Origin of the sequence: Serratia sp. EWG9 (genome assembly GCF_019913725.1) — a bacterium.
GTDB classification, from domain to species: domain Bacteria; phylum Pseudomonadota; class Gammaproteobacteria; order Enterobacterales; family Enterobacteriaceae; genus Serratia; species Serratia ureilytica.
Window position 1 is genome coordinate 502,133 of sequence record NZ_JADNRO010000001.1, and the last position, 14,822, is coordinate 516,954.

Annotated in this window: 16 protein-coding genes; 7 read left to right on the top strand and 9 right to left on the bottom strand. The window is 61.1% G+C overall.

Features of this window, described 5'->3' with window-relative positions; translation table 11 throughout:
* Positions 1-28: 28 nt before the first annotated feature.
* The 4 genes from ITX55_RS02320 to ITX55_RS02335 all read left to right on the top strand — a co-directional run bounded on the left by ITX55_RS02320 (position 29) and on the right by ITX55_RS02335 (position 2,177).
* Positions 29-817: a spermidine synthase gene (locus ITX55_RS02320; RefSeq protein ID WP_033643034.1), complete on the top strand. Its 789-nt coding sequence runs from the start codon at positions 29-31 to the stop codon at positions 815-817.
* Positions 818-897: 80 nt separating this feature from the next.
* Positions 898-1,092, top strand: coding sequence for a ribbon-helix-helix protein, CopG family (locus ITX55_RS02325; protein ID WP_004928567.1), 195 nt, complete (start codon positions 898-900; stop codon positions 1,090-1,092).
* A gap of 147 nt (positions 1,093-1,239) precedes the next feature.
* The gene (locus tag ITX55_RS02330; RefSeq protein ID WP_015377846.1) at positions 1,240-1,641 is read left to right on the top strand and encodes a VOC family protein; all 402 of its coding nucleotides are present in this window, start codon (positions 1,240-1,242) and stop codon (positions 1,639-1,641) included.
* Positions 1,641-2,177: a dihydrofolate reductase family protein gene (locus ITX55_RS02335; protein WP_170853049.1), complete on the top strand. Its 537-nt coding sequence runs from the start codon at positions 1,641-1,643 to the stop codon at positions 2,175-2,177. The genes ITX55_RS02330 and ITX55_RS02335 overlap by 1 nt, the downstream gene beginning before the upstream one ends.
* On the opposite strand, the gene ITX55_RS02340 is transcribed toward ITX55_RS02335, so the two are convergent.
* The 3 genes from ITX55_RS02340 to ITX55_RS02350 form a co-directional block, all read right to left on the bottom strand.
* On the bottom strand, positions 2,162-3,556 hold the full coding sequence (locus ITX55_RS02340) for an MFS transporter (protein WP_089194731.1): 1,395 nt from the start codon (positions 3,554-3,556) through the stop codon (positions 2,162-2,164). The genes ITX55_RS02335 and ITX55_RS02340 overlap by 16 nt on opposite strands.
* A 113-nt stretch (positions 3,557-3,669) precedes the next feature.
* Complete coding sequence (locus tag ITX55_RS02345; protein ID WP_089197033.1) at positions 3,670-4,737, bottom strand: oxidoreductase; 1,068 nt, start codon at positions 4,735-4,737, stop codon at positions 3,670-3,672.
* A gap of 12 nt (positions 4,738-4,749) precedes the next feature.
* Positions 4,750-5,499 carry a DeoR/GlpR family DNA-binding transcription regulator gene (locus ITX55_RS02350; RefSeq protein ID WP_033650433.1) on the bottom strand — a complete coding sequence of 250 codons (750 nt, stop codon included), beginning with the start codon at positions 5,497-5,499 and terminating at the stop codon, positions 4,750-4,752.
* A 150-nt stretch (positions 5,500-5,649) separates the two neighbouring features.
* Here ITX55_RS02350 and ITX55_RS02355 point away from each other — a divergent pair, with 150 nt between their 5' ends.
* Positions 5,650-6,528, top strand: coding sequence for an alpha/beta hydrolase (locus ITX55_RS02355; protein ID WP_223084781.1), 879 nt, complete (start codon positions 5,650-5,652; stop codon positions 6,526-6,528).
* Between the two features lie 60 nt (positions 6,529-6,588).
* Here ITX55_RS02355 and ITX55_RS02360 read toward each other — a convergent pair whose 3' ends face one another.
* From ITX55_RS02360 to ITX55_RS02370, 3 genes are all read right to left on the bottom strand, one after another.
* Positions 6,589-6,723, bottom strand: coding sequence for an AcrZ family multidrug efflux pump-associated protein (locus ITX55_RS02360; RefSeq protein ID WP_033643027.1), 135 nt, complete (start codon positions 6,721-6,723; stop codon positions 6,589-6,591).
* Positions 6,724-6,916: 193 nt separating this feature from the next.
* Complete coding sequence (locus ITX55_RS02365) at positions 6,917-7,387, bottom strand: Rrf2 family transcriptional regulator (RefSeq protein ID WP_033650438.1); 471 nt, start codon at positions 7,385-7,387, stop codon at positions 6,917-6,919.
* 131 nt (positions 7,388-7,518) lie between these two features.
* On the bottom strand, positions 7,519-7,914 hold the full coding sequence (locus ITX55_RS02370) for a DUF427 domain-containing protein (protein ID WP_164057757.1): 396 nt from the start codon (positions 7,912-7,914) through the stop codon (positions 7,519-7,521).
* Between the two features lie 230 nt (positions 7,915-8,144).
* On the opposite strand from ITX55_RS02370, the gene osmB reads away from it, so the two are divergent.
* Entirely contained in the window at positions 8,145-8,357 is a 213-nt protein-coding gene (gene osmB / locus ITX55_RS02375; protein WP_004940700.1) for an osmotically-inducible lipoprotein OsmB, read from the top strand.
* A gap of 155 nt (positions 8,358-8,512) precedes the next feature.
* On the opposite strand, the gene ITX55_RS02380 is transcribed toward osmB, so the two are convergent.
* The 3 genes from ITX55_RS02380 to mrdA form a co-directional block, all read right to left on the bottom strand.
* The gene (locus ITX55_RS02380) at positions 8,513-10,138 is read right to left on the bottom strand and encodes a methyl-accepting chemotaxis protein (protein WP_370632582.1); all 1,626 of its coding nucleotides are present in this window, start codon (positions 10,136-10,138) and stop codon (positions 8,513-8,515) included.
* A 333-nt stretch (positions 10,139-10,471) separates the two neighbouring features.
* Positions 10,472-12,190, bottom strand: coding sequence for a penicillin-binding transpeptidase domain-containing protein (locus ITX55_RS02385; RefSeq protein WP_033643023.1), 1,719 nt, complete (start codon positions 12,188-12,190; stop codon positions 10,472-10,474).
* Positions 12,191-12,297: 107 nt separating this feature from the next.
* Positions 12,298-14,223 carry a penicillin-binding protein 2 gene (gene mrdA, locus ITX55_RS02390; RefSeq protein ID WP_033650441.1) on the bottom strand — a complete coding sequence of 642 codons (1,926 nt, stop codon included), beginning with the start codon at positions 14,221-14,223 and terminating at the stop codon, positions 12,298-12,300.
* Between the two features lie 296 nt (positions 14,224-14,519).
* On the opposite strand from mrdA, the gene ITX55_RS02395 reads away from it, so the two are divergent.
* Complete coding sequence (locus ITX55_RS02395; protein ID WP_046898399.1) at positions 14,520-14,801, top strand: YjcB family protein; 282 nt, start codon at positions 14,520-14,522, stop codon at positions 14,799-14,801.
* Positions 14,802-14,822: the final 21 nt, after the last annotated feature.

The window sequence follows — 14,822 nt, forward strand, 5'->3', positions numbered from 1 at the left end:
CGCTTGCCAAAGGAGCCCTGCGAATACCATGTCTCTGGTTGACAGCTTACTCAGAACCCTCGATTTCTCCCCGCGTGGCCAGGTGATCGCTCGCGAAGCCGACGCCTGGGGCGAAATCATCGTTTCCGATCACAAGGACTACCGCACGCTGCGGTTTGACGGCATCTGCGAGCAAAGCAAGATGAGCCTCAGCAACCCCGCGCAGCCGATCCACAACTACATCAAAGCGATGCTGATGGCGGTGGCCTGGCAGCCGCCGACGTCGGCGTTGATCCTGGGGTTAGGCGGCGGCAGCCTGCTGCGTGCGCTGCACGCGCTCGATCCGGCTATGCGCCTGGAGGTCGTCGAGCTGCGCGCCGCGGTAATCGCCGTCGCGCGCCGCTATTTTACGCTGCCGGCCACCGACACCATCAGCCTGCGCACCGCCGACGCCATGGACTTCGTGCGCCCGCCCGCCGAAACGCGTTACGATCTGATTTTCTCCGATCTTTATTCGGCGTTCGCCATGGATCCGCAGCAAGGCACCCAGACATTCCTGGAGAACTGCGCCGCGCGGCTGAATGACGGGGGCTGGCTGGTGCTGAATTACCACGATCTGCCCGACGAAAACAGCCTGCTGTACCACAGCCTGCACCGGATATTCGCCACCGTGCTGTTTTGCATCGCCCCCAGCGGCAACGTGATCATTTATGCTACGCCGGCCCAGGTGTCGCTGCCGCTCAGCACGCTGCGCACGCTGGCCGCCGGCAGCGGCGAGCTGTTCAACTGCGAACTCGGCTACCTGTCACGCAAGATAGAGCGGCTGCATTTCCGCTAAAGACGAGCGGCGGCGCTGTCTGGCTGGCCGCTTCGCTCACATGGTATTATCATTCAGTCATCATTCTCTGGAGGATCCTGATGGAAAAGAAAACGGCGCGGCTAACGGTGCTGATTGACCCGGACAAGAAGAAAGCCCTGGAAGAGCTGTGCCTGCAGCAGGACGTCACCCCTTCCCAGGTGGTGCGCCAGCTGATTCGCGATTATCTGCACAAGCATCAGGTGGATTATCCCAGCCAGCCGACCCACGCCAATCCTCGCGTCGAGAGCAATTGAGGCGGCCCGCCCCACAAACCGTGAAGCGCGCTTTGCCCCCCTGCGCGCGTCCCTAATCCGAATCCTCCACGGCGGTCTGTCCATCCTGCGCTATCGCTGCTACTGTTTTATCCGTTCATTATTCTCTCTTGGGAAAGGAAACGCGCCATGTTCAGCCATATTACCGTCGGCGTCAGCGATCTGGACGCCGCCGCCGCGTTCTACGACGCCATTTTGTTGCCATTGGGTTTACAACGGCGGGAAGTGACGCCGGACGGCGGCCCCGCCGCCCGCTGCTGGGTGATGCCGGGCCAAACGCTGCCGCGGTTTTATGCCTACCAACCCTTCGACAGACAGCCCGCCAGCGCCGGCAACGGCAGCATGCTGGCCTTTCTCGCCGCCGACGAGCTGGCGGTTAAACGCGCCTACGCCGCCGGCCTGCTGGCGGGTGGCAGCAGTGAAGGCGAACCCGGCGAGCGCGCGCACTATGGCAAAGGCTATTTCGGTGCTTACCTGCGCGATCCCGACGGCAACAAGGTCCATGTGGTTTACCGCGGAGATCTCGCCTGATGAAATGCTCGGTTTACATCGCCACCAGCGTAGACGGATTCATTGCCGGCCCGGACGGCGACATCGATTGGCTGCTGCGGCCCGAGTACGCGGTGTCGTTGCTCAATGGCCTGAGTTTTGAAGCGTTTATCGCCGACATCGACGCGCTGGTGATGGGCCGCCATACCTATGAAAAAGTCCGCGCCTTTCCCGAATGGCCCTATGGAGAACTGCCGGTGGTGGTACTGTCGACGCAATCCGCACCGCAGAGCGCAGAGCCTGTCCGCTGGATGAGCGGCGAACCGGCCAGCGTCGTGGCGCGGTTGGCCGAGGCCGGCTGCCGTCACCTGTATATCGACGGCGGCCAGACCGTGCAGCGTTTCCTGCAGGCCGGATTGATCGACGAATTGACGATTACGCGCGTGCCGCTGCTGCTGGGCGGCGGCATTCCCTTGTTCGGCGCCGATGCCCCTGAGCAGCGCCTGCGTCTGCTCGCCGTCACCCAGTCGGACAACGGTTTCGTGCAAGAACGCTACGCCGTTCAGCGCGCGTCATAACGCAGCGCCAGTCGGCGGCCGCCGAAGGCGATAAGCAATGCCGCCAACGCCAGCAACGCCGCCGCGCCGTAGGTGACGCGCATGCCGTAAGCCGCGGCCGCCGCGGCACCCGCCACCCGCTGCGAGGCCAGATAAAACAGCGCCCCCATCGCCGACGCGCCGGTGATCGCCCCCAGATTGCGCGCCAGATTGACCATGCCGGCGATCAACCCGCGTCGTTCGGGAAACAGATCCTTCATCAGCACCGTGTTGTTGGCCACCTGAAACAGCGCATAACCGGCGGTCAACAGCGCGATCGGCGCGACATAGCCGAGTACGCCCCAGCGGCCCAGCAGCGACAGCAATCCCGCCCCGGCGGCCACTGCCGCCAGCCCAAGCTGGGCGATGCGTTGCGATCCAAAGCGATCCACCAGATAACCCGCCGGAATACCGGTCAGGATCGCCACCGCCGGCCCTGCCGACATCACCAGCCCCACCTGCGCGGCGCTTAACCCCAGCGCGCGCGACAGATAAAACGGCCCGACCACCAGCGTGGCGGTCATCACCGTCATGACCAACGCGCTGGCCGCCAGCCCCGCCGTCAGGGCCGGATGGCGAAACATCGTCGGCGCCAACAGCGGCGACACGGCGCGGCGTTCCACGCGGATAAACAACCCTGCCGCCAACAGAGCGCCCAACATCAACGCCAGGTTAAGCGCGCCGAAATCACCGCGTCCCAGAGTCATCGCCAGCGAGTAGCAAAGCAATGCGCCGCCCAGCAGCAGCGTGCCAGCGCGGTCGAACGGTTCAGGGCGCGTCGCCGCCCGCGCCCCATCCGGCAAGTATCGCCAGGCGAGCCACAGCGCCAGCAGCCCCAGCGGCAGGTTGATCAGGAATATCGTTCGCCAGCCGAAGCCGGCGATCAGCGCGCCGCCCAACGACGGCCCCAGCGCGGTGCCCACGGCCGACATAGTGCCGAGCAGCCCCATCGCGCGGCCGATCTTTTCCGTGCCCAGCGCCTCGCCCGCCAGCGCCATGGTGATTGACATCATGACTGCGCCCCCCAGCCCCTGCGCCAGGCGCGCCGCCAGCAGCAGCCACAGCTGCGGAGCCAACGCACAAGCCAGCGAAGCGGCGGTAAACAGCGCGATGCCCGCCAGCAGCAGGCGGCGGCGATTGAGGCTGTCACCCAAGCGGCCGATGCCGATGATGCAGGTGGTGACGGCCAGCAAATAGCAGAGCAGCACCCACTGCACTGCCTGGAACGAGGCATGGAATGCGGTGGCGAGCGCCGGCAGCCCGACGTTGGCGATGCTGATGCCGAGCGATGACAGCAGCATACACAGAGAAAGTGCGGCCAGTATGCCGCGGACGCCCTGCGGCGAAGGATGGGATAACATGATAAGCACTCCTGACATAGACTGAGGCTTAGCCTATGTCAGGGGCTGGGATGGCGGAAGACGCATGCGATGCACTGTATCAATGCATCTGACGCCTTATCTGGCGCGATGCGTTACCAGGCGGCGATCTCCGCCTCGGTGAGCGGCAGCGTTTGGGTTACGCCGGTTTCCGCCGCCAGCGTGGCCGCTTCCAGCACCGCCATCACCGCCAGCGCCTGCGAAGCGGTGACCGGATTGGCGCCGGCGCCGCGCAGCGCGTCACGCACCTGGACGTAATATTGGCGCTGATCGCCATCCGGCGTCGGCAGCGTGCGCACCGGTTCCGTGCCGATAAACAAGCTCATCGCGTCGTCGTCTTTACCCCACTCAGCCGAACCCGGCGTTACGCCGGTCAGCAGTTGGCTCTCCTGCCCGTCGGCGCGCGCTTTGACCACGCTGCCTTTATCGCCGTGCACGGTAAAGCGCGCGACGCCGCCCGCCACCAGCATGCTGCCATGCAAAATCACGCGGTGCGTCGGGTAGTTCAGCACCACATGCGCCCAGTCATTGATCTGCGCATTGGCGCGCAGCGTGGCGATGTTGGCCTGCACGCTGTGCGGCAAACCGAACAGCTGCAGCGCCTGATCGACCATGTGCGGCCCCAGATCGAACCACAGCCCGCTGCCCGGCAGATTCTGCTCGCGCCAGCGCACCCGCACTTCGGGGCGGTAACGATCGATGTGCGACTCAAAGTGCGTCACCTTGCCGATCAGTCCCTGCTCGATCACCTGCTTCACGCCCAGGAAATCGCTGTCCCAGCGGCGATTCTGGAATACCGACAGCAGACGGCCGTGCTTCTCCGCCGCGGCAATCAGCGTGCGCGCCTGCGCCAAATCCAGCGTAAACGGCTTATCCACCACCACGTGCTTGCCCGCTTCCAGCGCAGCCAGCGCCAGCGGCGCATGGGTGGCGTTCGGCGAAGCAATCACCACCAGGTCCACTTCCGGCAAGCGGATCGCCTCCAGCGGATCGGCGATCACGCGCACGTGCGGCAGATCGGCATGGACTTTGGCGGCATCGCGCGAAGCCACCACGCTCAGCGCCAGACCCGGCACCGCGTTAATCAGCGGCGCATGAAACGCCTTGCCGACAAAGCCGTAACCAATCAGCGCCACCTGCAACGGTTGAGCGTTATCGTTCATCAGGGTTCTCCTCTAGCGGTCGTCGGCGACGACACAAAGTTCAATCATTGATTGCTCGTCCAGGTTATCCCACGGGCGATCGGTAAACAGGCGTTGGATCTGCGCCAGATCCGCCACGTGATGCGGCTCGCAGCGATCCAGCTTCATATGGTCGGCCACCAGCCAGCGCTCGCCGCTGTTGGCCAGCATGGCGCGTTTGACCTCTGCATCGGCCTCTTCGCCGGCGCTCAGCCCCAGCTGAGAATGCACCGCACAGGCGCCCAGCAAAGCGATGTCCGCGCGGTAGCGTTCCAGCAACGCCAGCGTCGCGCTGCCGGCGAACAGCCGTTGGCGCGCGTCCCACTGGCCGCCGAGCAGGATCAGTTGGATCTCTGGCTTATCGCTCAGGCACTGCGCGATATCCAGCGAAGCGGTGATCACCGTCGCCGGGCCGCGCAACGCTTGCGCCACCGCCAACAGCGTACTGCCCGCATCCAGCATCAGGGTGCTGCCGGGGGGGATCTGTGCGGCCACCGCGCGGCCGAGCCGCTGCTTGACCTGCGGCAACAGCGCCGCACGCGCCTGGCGCGGCATGCCGGACGGTTCGAGCGCTATCGCGCCGCCGTGATGTTTCTGCGCCAACCCCTGCCGCTCAAGATCGGCCAAGTCGCGGCGCACGGTATCGACCGAAACACCGATGGCGCTGGCCAATTCCGCCACCGCCGCCTGCCCGCGTTCGCTGAGCAAATCCAGTAAATGGCGCTGTCGTGCCGCTTTGTGCATGGGATTATTCCGCATTAAAAAAGCATAAAACGGCAATATACAGCAGATAACAGCATTGGAGAAGCCGCAATTGTGCGCACCGGAGATCAAACATCTTTTCCCCTGCGGGACGATGATGAAGACATAACGCATAACAATCCGGAGAAACGCATGAACATCGATCTGACGTTTGAAGACCTGAGCGCCCGCGCCGCGCAATACAACGCCCGCGCTTCGGTGGAGGATTTTGACGCCTGCATGGCGGACTATGCCGCGCTGGCGCAGCGCGCCAAAGCGCAGACGCCGGGCATTTACGATCTGCGCTACGGCATGAGCGCCGCCGAGCGTCTCGATCTGTTCCCGGCCAGCGCACAGCCCGCCCCGCTGCTGATCTTTATCCATGGCGGCTACTGGCATTCGCAGCGCAAAGAGGAAGCCTGCTCGATGGCCGCCGCGTTCGCCCGCCGCGGTGCGGCGGTCGCCACGCTGGAATATACGCTGGCGCCGGAAGCGACGCTGGCGGAGATCGTGCATGAGGTGCGCAGCGCCGTCGCCTGGCTTTATCATCACGGGGCGCCGTTCGGCATCGATCCGGCGCGCATTTTCGTCAGCGGCAGTTCGGCCGGCGGCCACCTGTGCGGCATGCTGATCGCCGACGGCTGGCAGCAACGCTATCGCCTGCCGCCCGATGCGATCAAAGGCGCGCTGGCGCTGAGCGGCCTCTACGATCTGCGCCCGCTGTGCGATATCTACATCAACGACTGGCTGCACCTGACGCCCGAACAGGCGCAAACTCTCAGCCCGCTGTTTTTGCTGCCGGCGAAAGCGCATGCGCCGCAGATCCTGCTCGACGTCGGCCACCGCGAAACGCAAGGCTTCAAAAACCAGACGCAGGCCTATTATGACGCCTGCCTGGCGCGCGGTCTCGACGTCCAGCTGTTGGCCGACCGCCACTGCAATCACTTTACGCTGGTCAACGAGCTGGCGGATGCGGAAAGCGCGATGTTTCGGCAGGTGATGGCGATGATCGACGCAACGGCGCGTTCATAGAGAGAAAGGGGGAAATAAGGGAGTTATAGCCGGGGGCCGATAGCCCCCAAGCATACAGACTCAGCCGTTTTTGCGGCCGATAGCGGAAAAGACGTTGAACACTTCACCCAGGCCGTAAATCGCGCCGAGCAAGACGGCCACCATTACCGGCACCAGGACCACCACGGTGGCCAAGCTTTCAATCATTTCTAACATCGTTCTCTCCTGGTTTATAAGCACAGCGAATCTGCGCCGGAAGAAAAGGTTTCCGGCCAAACGGTCGATTATCGTGGGGAGGCAGTCTAAAACGTGAGCTACATCACACTTGATGCGAGCTAATGTAACTTACACAATTACATTAACGCAATGCAAAAAATGCTCTGCGCGGAACGGGGTTTGGCGTGATTTTTTATTGCGTATCTGCTTGATATTGCGGTGAACAAGGGACGAAGGGATAGCCGGCGCGCAGCTCAACCTGCCCGGCCATTTCGGCGATGCTGGTCTGTGCCAGGCTGGCTTCCAGCGCGTGGCCGACGCGCGCAAACTCTTGCTCCAGCACCGGGGTAATGGCGTGGCCGATATAGCACGCCTCGTTAGGCCGGGTGCGATGCAGCGTGAAATAAGGTTGATCCTCCACCGCGCGATACACGTCCAGCAAAGAAATCGCTTCCGCCGGCCGCGCCAACAGCGCCCCGCCGCCTTGCCCCATCTGCGAATAGGTCAGCCCCGCCTCCGCCAACGCCCCGAGAATGCGCCGCACCACCGTCGGATTGGTGTTGACGCTGCGGGCGATATCTTCGGAACGCACCGTCTGGCCGCGACACAGCGTGATGTTGGTCAGAATATGGATGGCAACGGCAAATCGCGTAGAGGTAGACACCTTGGCACCTGCTCAGAGTTTCGCTTATGTCGGATTAAAACATAAGGAAAGCGTATCAATTTCCGGTAATACACATAATGAGTAGGGATAAGTGGAATGTCAACCTGCCCCCGCCCGAAGGCGGCGGCGGCTCAGGCTTCGGTACGGATCGCCGTGACTTTGTCGGGATAAAATGCCAGATGATCCTTGATCGTCACCACGGCGTTGTAAGGCATTTCATAGCTCCAGGCCGCATTGTCCCCCTGCGGGCCGTTCAGCGTGAGGGAGAAATAACTGCAGTCGCCCTTATAAGGGCAGTAGCTCACGTGCGTGCTTTTATGCAGCAGCGCCATATTCACATCCTCACGCGGAAAGTAAAACACCGGCGGATAGTTGGCTTCCTGCAAGATGAGTACATGACGGCTGTCGGCCAGGATTTGGCCGGCGCCGCGCACCACGACCCGCGTCGGATGGCGGGTCAGCGTAATCGGATGGTCCGGGCCGGGAATTTTCACCGGTTTGCCGGATGCGGAAACGAGCTCGGACATGGCGGCCTCCAGCGTGTGCGCCCGCCCCTCATGAGGCGTCTTCCCAGTATAGCCGAACGGTTTTGCCGACGGCCGCACATTCGGCGAGCGATCGCTTTTCACCGCGCCAAAATTAAGAATTTTTACCTGTTCGATTTTCTTTCGGAGGAATACATTCATCCCAACTTCTACCGGCGAGTTAATCGGATTATTTTTAATCCATTAATTAGCCAATTTACCAGGAACTCATTATGAATATTAAACGTGCCGCGGGTGTGTTGGTGGTGGTAATGGCGACGCTTTCCGTTACCGCATGTGGGCATATGTCCAATCGCGATCGCAACACGGCGATCGGTGCGGGCGTCGGCGCCGTGGGCGGCGCGGTATTGACCGACGGCAGCACGCTGGGCACCCTCGGTGGCGCAGCGCTGGGCGGCATCATCGGCCACCAGACCAGCCGTTAATTCTCCCGCCAAAAATAACCTCCGCAGGCCGACGCTTTTTTAATCCACACGCGCCGGCCTGCTTTTATTTACTCCGCTGAAACTCCTCAGGGAGCGAACCTAAATAAATAACGTTAAGCGCGGCTTTATTATTCATTAACCTGCGCCAGGGTTATTTATTGTGCCGGCAGCCTGAAACGCGCCATCGCTTTTTCCAATCGTTCCGATTCGCCCTGCAGCAACTGCGAGGCCTCGGTCACCGCGTTCACCACGGCGCCGGTTTGCCGCGCCACCTGATTCAGCCCGGCGATGCGCGCCGTCACGTCCTGAATGCTCTCCCCCTGATTGAGCGACGCCAGCGAGATCTCCCCCATCAGTGCGCTAAACGTGTTCACCAGATCGATAATTTGACGCAAGTTGCCCGCCAGCAGCTCTACCGCTTGCGATCCCTGATCGATTTGCTGCAACGAACGGTTGATCAGCTGATGAATATCGCGCGTAGAATGGCTGCTCTTCTGCGCCAGCAGGCCCACTTCTTTAGCGACAATGGCGAAACCCCGGCCGTGAACGCCGGCGTGCGCGGCCTCGATCGCCGCATTCAGCGCCAGAATATTGGTCTGAAACGCCACGCTGTCGATCAGCGCCACAATGCCGCGCATCTCGGCCGATTGGTTGACGATCCCTTGCATCGAGACGTTGACGGTTTGCATCATCTTTTCACCGGCGCCGGCGCACTGCCTGGCCTGTTCGGTGCGTTGATTGGCCAGCTGCGCGTATTGGCCGTTTTCTTCCACCCGCGCTGCCAACTGCTGCACGTGCTCGGTCGCCAACTGCAATTCGCCGTCCTGCTTCGCCGACTGCGCCGTCAACTGTCGATTGCCGTCCGCCAGCCGCCCGACGCCGTTCAGGATCCCGCTCGCCGCATCGCGCACCTCACTCACCAGCCGCTGCAGGCCGTTTTGCATGTGGCCAATGCTGGTTTGCAACTGACGCATTTCGCGGTTAACCGCCCGTTCAGGCGGCAACGGCCGCGAAAGATCGCCGGCGGCCAGCACGTTGAGATGGGCGATCGCCCTTTGCAACGGTGCAATCACCCAACGAGCAACGCCGAACCACACGCCCAAGGCGATCAGCGCCAACGCCGCGAGCGCGCCGAGCGCATAGGTTTTGGCCTGCTCCAGCGCCGCCAATTGCCGCACGTTGACGTCATCGCCGCGTCGTTCGTTCAGCGCCTGATAAGCGAGATACTTCTCGTTGAAATCCGCCTGAAAAGCCTGGATCGGCACGGCGAAAAACGCATCGATGCTGTCGCTGCGTTGCAGCCCTTGCGCCTGCTCCTTCAGACCGTCATAGAACAGGCGATAACTGCCTTTCAGGGCGTCAGCGGCCTCGGGCGCCGTCGCGCTCAGGCGCTCAAACCGGGCGAAGGCCTGCTCTGAAGCCTGCAGCGCCGCCAGCGATTCATCCAGCAGGCTATGCCAGCTGCCGTCGGAACCGGTGGCTTTATCCTGCAGATAGTAAATGCCCGCACGGTTCAGGGTATCGCTGGCCGTCAGCAGCGACAGCCTGGCGCGATCCATCGCCACCTGCTGGCGATGCAAGGCGTCGCCCGTCACCAGGTTAATCTTGGCGTCGCGCAGAATATTGGAAATAAATACGGTGGAAAACAATTGCAGCAGAGAAAATAGCGCGATAACGCAAATTACGCCGCTTAATAACCCCATGCTTTTGCCGAAGCCAAACGCGCGCGGCAGCGCGGGCGCAGGTTTTGCCCCGCGGCCAAGTGTCAGTTTTATGTTCATGATTTTTAGTCGGTAATACCAGGATGCCGCGAGTCTAACGAGCATTGATGACACGACGATTACAGCCGCCCATAGGCGGGTGTTGCCGGGTTCGGAATTCGTTGAAATCATGTCAAGGCGTGAACGAAAGAGGGAATTGTCTTGGTGAGAAAATAAGCTTCTCTGCGAATCGCCAAATAAGAAATATTATTTTAGAAACAGAGAAATTCATTCAAGTCGAATATCAATCAATACCTCAAGGCATATCCATAATAAATACTGCCGTAGGTCAAACTCGTTGTATTGAAGCGTGGGCCAGACATTTTCCGACCCACTCACTTCCCGCTTAAATCCTCACCCTTTAACCGACGACACCACATTGAGCGGCTGGGCATCCGGCAAGATATTCATGTGCTCCAGCACCTGGGCCATGATCTTGCCGAACACCGGCCCGGCTACCGAGCCGCCGAAGTGCTTGCCGGCTTTCGGGTTGTTGACCATCACCACCAGCGCCACCTGCGGATCGCTGGCCGGCGCCACGCCGGCGGTATAGTTGATATAGCCGCCGTCGTATTTGCCGCTGGGGCCCATTTTCTCGGCGGTACCGGTTTTGATCGCCAAACGGTAGCCGGGCACCGCAGCGCTCACCCCGCTGCCGCCCGGCAAGGCGTCGCTTTCCATCATATGCACCACGGACCTGACCGTATCGGCCGGCAAAATGCGTTGCCCCATCACCGGCGGCGTCACCTTAGTGATCGACAGCGGCCGATAAATGCCGAAGGAACCGATCGCGGCATACTCGCGCGCCATTTGCAGCGGCGTCACGCGCAGCCCATAGCCGAAGGAGAACGTGGCGCGTTCGATATCGGCCCAGCGCTCGCGATGCTGCGGCAGGTAGCCGCTGCTCTCATTGCCGATGCCAAGCTCGGTCGGCCGCCCCAGGCCAAAGCTGCGGTAGACCGCCGGCAGCACCGTGGCCGGCAGCGCCAGCGCAATGTGCGATACCGCGATGTCGCTCGATTTTTGCAGCACGCCGGTGATGGTCAGCTTCGACCAGTGGCCGACGTCCTTGATCAGGTGACCGTTCACCCGATACGGCGTGGTGTCCAACACGGTATCCGGCCGGATCAGCTTATGTTCCAGCCCCACCATCACCACGACCGGCTTCACCGTCGAACCCGGTTCGAAGCTGTCGCTGCTGCACACGTTGCGGATATCTTTCGCCGGCGTGCTGCCATAGTTGTTCGGGTTGAACGACGGATAGCTGGCCATGCCGAGGATTTCGCCGGTGTCGATTTTCACCAGCACCGCGCAGCCGGAGTCGGCCTGGTTAGCCACCACGCCGTCGCGGATCTGCGCATAGAGCACGTACTGGATAAATTTGTCGATGCTGAGCGTCACATTCGGCGGTGGAACCGGATCCACGCTTTTAATCACGCCGATCACCGCACCGCTGCCGTCCTTCTGGTAGACCCGCAGGCCGTTTTTACCCTGCAGCAACGGGTTGAAGCCCAGCTCGATGCCCTCCAGCCCCTGATTGTCCTGGCCGACGATGCCGATCAGGCCGGCCGCATCCTGGCCCATCGGATAGAAGCGGCTGAAATCCTGCTCGGTGCTGACGCCGGTCAGGTGCAGCTTGCTGATATAAGCGGCGTTGTCGTCCTCCACCTTGCGCGCCAGGTAGACAAAGCGTTTGTGCGCGTTGCTCTGGATCAGATGCTGCACGTCCGCCAGCGGGATCTTCAGCACGTTGGCCATGCTCTGCCAGCGTTCGTTGCCGGTATCGGTCTGGGTATCGAGAATATGCTTCGGATCCAGCACGATGTCTTTCGACGACACGCTGACCGCCAGCGCCTCATTGTTGCGATCGGTGATCATGGCGCGGTTGGTCGGCACTACCTGGGTGCGAATCGAGCGCTGATCTGCCTGGTTCGCCAACTGCTGGTGTTCCAGCAGTTGCAGGTAACCGACCCTGAACGCCAACAGAAAAAAACAGACCAGCATGCCGGCGCAAATCCAGCCGAAGCGAACTGTGGAATAGGTTTTACCGCTCTTTTTGGTCGATGGCGCCACTGTTGTGTTAACCCTGCGTTTTTATTCGGTTTATCGTGTTATTTCAGTCTACCTTGCCGGAAATGGTCAGGAGATTGCAGTTTGTAAGAAAGTAAAAACAAACCGCATCACCGTTGCACATCCGCACTGTCGTTTAACTGAGGTTTAGTTTGCGCCGCGTCGCCGGGCTGGGGCGCGTTGGCCGGATCGAAAATGTGGTCGAGGATCGCGCGCGCGGTCGGCCCCGCCACCACGCCGTCGCCGCCGCCGTTTTCCAGAATCAGCGCCATCGCCACCCGGGGGTTTTTGTAGGGGGCGAACAGCGTATAAAAGATATGATCGCGCAGCCGCACCGGAATCATTTTGGCGTTGTAAGTCTGGTTTTGCTTCAGGCTGAACACCTGCGAGGTGCCGGATTTAGCGGCAATCTGGTACGGCGCGGTATGGAACAGCTTGTATCCGGTGCCGTTCGGCAGGTTGGCCATGCCATACATGCCGTTGCGCACAATGCCCCAGTAAGGCGAACGGGGATCGCCAATCTGCAGCGCCTGCGTCGGCGGCTGATAACGCGTGACCCGGTTGCCCTGCTGCAGCGAATACAGCAGGTGCGGCGTTTTCACCTTACCGTTGTTGATCAACGTAGTCAGCGCTTTCACCATCTGAATAGGCGTCGCCACCCAATATCCCTGACCGATGCCGACCGATACCGTATCCCCCTGATACCAGACTTTTTTGTGCACCCTCAGCTTCCAGTCGCGGCTTGGCAGCACGCCGCGGTACTCTTCGTTAAGATCGATGCCGGTCGACTGGCCGTAACCAAACTGGCTCAGCCAATGGTGAATGCGATCGATGCCCATCTCATACGCCACCTGATAAAAGAAGGTATCGGCGGACTCTTCTATCGCTTTGGTGACGTTGAGCATGCCGTGACCGGTCTTCAGCCAGTCGCGATAGCGCCGCTCGGTGCCGGGCAGCGTCCAGGTCGGCGCGCCGAAAAAGGTGGTGGTGGGCGTGATCACCCCGGCAAACAGCGCCGAAACCGCCATGTAGGGCTTCACCGTCGACGCCGGCGGGTACAGCCCCTGGGTGACGCGGTTGATGAGCGGCAAATCCGGGTTGCGGAGCAGCGCCTTATAGGCCTGATAGCCGATGCCTTTGACGAAGGGATTGGGATCGTAACTGGGGCTGGAGACCATCGCCAGAATGCCGCCGTCGCGCGGATCTTCCACCACCACCGCGGCGCGTTGCCCCTTCAGCACCGATTCGATGTACTGCTGCAGCGGCAGATCCAGCGTCAGGTAGATGTTTTTGCCGGCCTGCGGCGGCTGCTCCTTCAGCAAGCGGATCACCCGCCCGTGGTTATCCACCTCCACCTCCTGATAGCCGGTGGTGCCGTGCAGCTCGGACTCGTAATAGGCCTCGATGCCCTGTTTGCCGATGTTGCGATCGGCGGCATAGTTCTCGCTCAACCCGGCCTTGTCCAGGCGCTTGAGATCGCTGTCGTTGATCTTCGACACGTAACCCAGCACGTGCGCCAGCTGCGCGCCGTAAGGATATTCGCGCTGCTGATAGGTATCGATAGTCACCCCGTCGAAACGGTATTGATTGACGGCGAAACGCGCCACCTCGGTGTCGTTCAGCCCCGCTTTTAGCGTTATCGGCTTGTAGCGGCTGTTGTGGTGCATGTCGTCGCGAAACGCGCTGATATCTTCCGGCGTCAGATCGACGATCGGCGTCAACGCCTGCAGCAGCGCGGCCATGTCGGTGATTTTGCTGGGCGTGATCTCGATGCGATACAGTGTCACGTTTCGTACCAGCGGAATGCCGTTGCGATCGAAGATCAGCCCGCGGCTCGGGGCGATCGGCAACATCTTGATGTCATTCTGGTTGGAGCGCGTCTGGTAAAAGCCGTGCTGGCGAATTTGCAGCCGGTAGAGGTTGACGACCAGCGCGCCGAAACAGACCACCACCAGCGCCAGCGCCACGGCCGCCCGGCGGATAAACAGCATCTCTTCCGCGGAGTGGTCGCGAATTTTTTCTTTTAACAGGGCCATGCGGAGCCGGTACCTTTTGCGTCACATTTCCCCGCAAAATCAGGGAACTGAAAAGCCGGCAAGCATAGCGTTATCGGGCGCGATGCCCCATGAAAAGGTTGCTAATGAAATGGCATAACTGTTTCAGCATATTGGAATGTTACCGGCGGCGATTTTTTCACCGCGCGCCCCATTGAGCCGCCGTTCCTCTCAATGCTACAATGTGATCTATATCACACTATTACCGTTATTCTCCTCCGCATTTTCCTGTCGGCGCCCTGCCGGATGCGGCTTTTTGTTACATAGGATCGAGTTCGATGAGTACCATTGCCACCGGTTTAATCATGATGCGCTGGGAGTTGCTGAGCGCCGTGATGATGTTCTTCGCCAGCCAGTTAAACGTCGTTTGCCGTAAAACCAGCCGCAATGGCATGGCGTTCATGTTCAGCAGCCTGGGCCTGTTTACCGCCTGCTGGTTCGTGATGGGCCTGATGGGCATTCACTTCACCCTCGAAGCCTTCGCCCAATTCTGGTCATCGGCCTGGGATCGCTACGTGGACGTGGTCAGCACCATGCCGGTCGATTGGCCGATGCCGTAATCTCGCCGCTGGGGGGCAACT

Coding starts and splice junctions, on each gene's coding strand:
- ITX55_RS02320 (WP_033643034.1), top strand. CDS start 29: ATGTCTCTGGTTGACAGCTTACTCAGAACCCTCGATTTCTCCCCGCGT.
- ITX55_RS02325 (WP_004928567.1), top strand. CDS start 898: ATGGAAAAGAAAACGGCGCGGCTAACGGTGCTGATTGACCCGGACAAG.
- ITX55_RS02330 (WP_015377846.1), top strand. CDS start 1,240: ATGTTCAGCCATATTACCGTCGGCGTCAGCGATCTGGACGCCGCCGCC.
- ITX55_RS02335 (WP_170853049.1), top strand. CDS start 1,641: ATGAAATGCTCGGTTTACATCGCCACCAGCGTAGACGGATTCATTGCC.
- ITX55_RS02340 (WP_089194731.1), bottom strand. CDS start 3,556: ATGTTATCCCATCCTTCGCCGCAGGGCGTCCGCGGCATACTGGCCGCA.
- ITX55_RS02345 (WP_089197033.1), bottom strand. CDS start 4,737: ATGAACGATAACGCTCAACCGTTGCAGGTGGCGCTGATTGGTTACGGC.
- ITX55_RS02350 (WP_033650433.1), bottom strand. CDS start 5,499: ATGCACAAAGCGGCACGACAGCGCCATTTACTGGATTTGCTCAGCGAA.
- ITX55_RS02355 (WP_223084781.1), top strand. CDS start 5,650: ATGAACATCGATCTGACGTTTGAAGACCTGAGCGCCCGCGCCGCGCAA.
- ITX55_RS02360 (WP_033643027.1), bottom strand. CDS start 6,723: ATGTTAGAAATGATTGAAAGCTTGGCCACCGTGGTGGTCCTGGTGCCG.
- ITX55_RS02370 (WP_164057757.1), bottom strand. CDS start 7,914: ATGTCCGAGCTCGTTTCCGCATCCGGCAAACCGGTGAAAATTCCCGGC.
- osmB (WP_004940700.1), top strand. CDS start 8,145: ATGAATATTAAACGTGCCGCGGGTGTGTTGGTGGTGGTAATGGCGACG.
- ITX55_RS02380 (WP_370632582.1), bottom strand. CDS start 10,138: ATGAACATAAAACTGACACTTGGCCGCGGGGCAAAACCTGCGCCCGCG.
- mrdA (WP_033650441.1), bottom strand. CDS start 14,223: ATGGCCCTGTTAAAAGAAAAAATTCGCGACCACTCCGCGGAAGAGATG.
- ITX55_RS02395 (WP_046898399.1), top strand. CDS start 14,520: ATGAGTACCATTGCCACCGGTTTAATCATGATGCGCTGGGAGTTGCTG.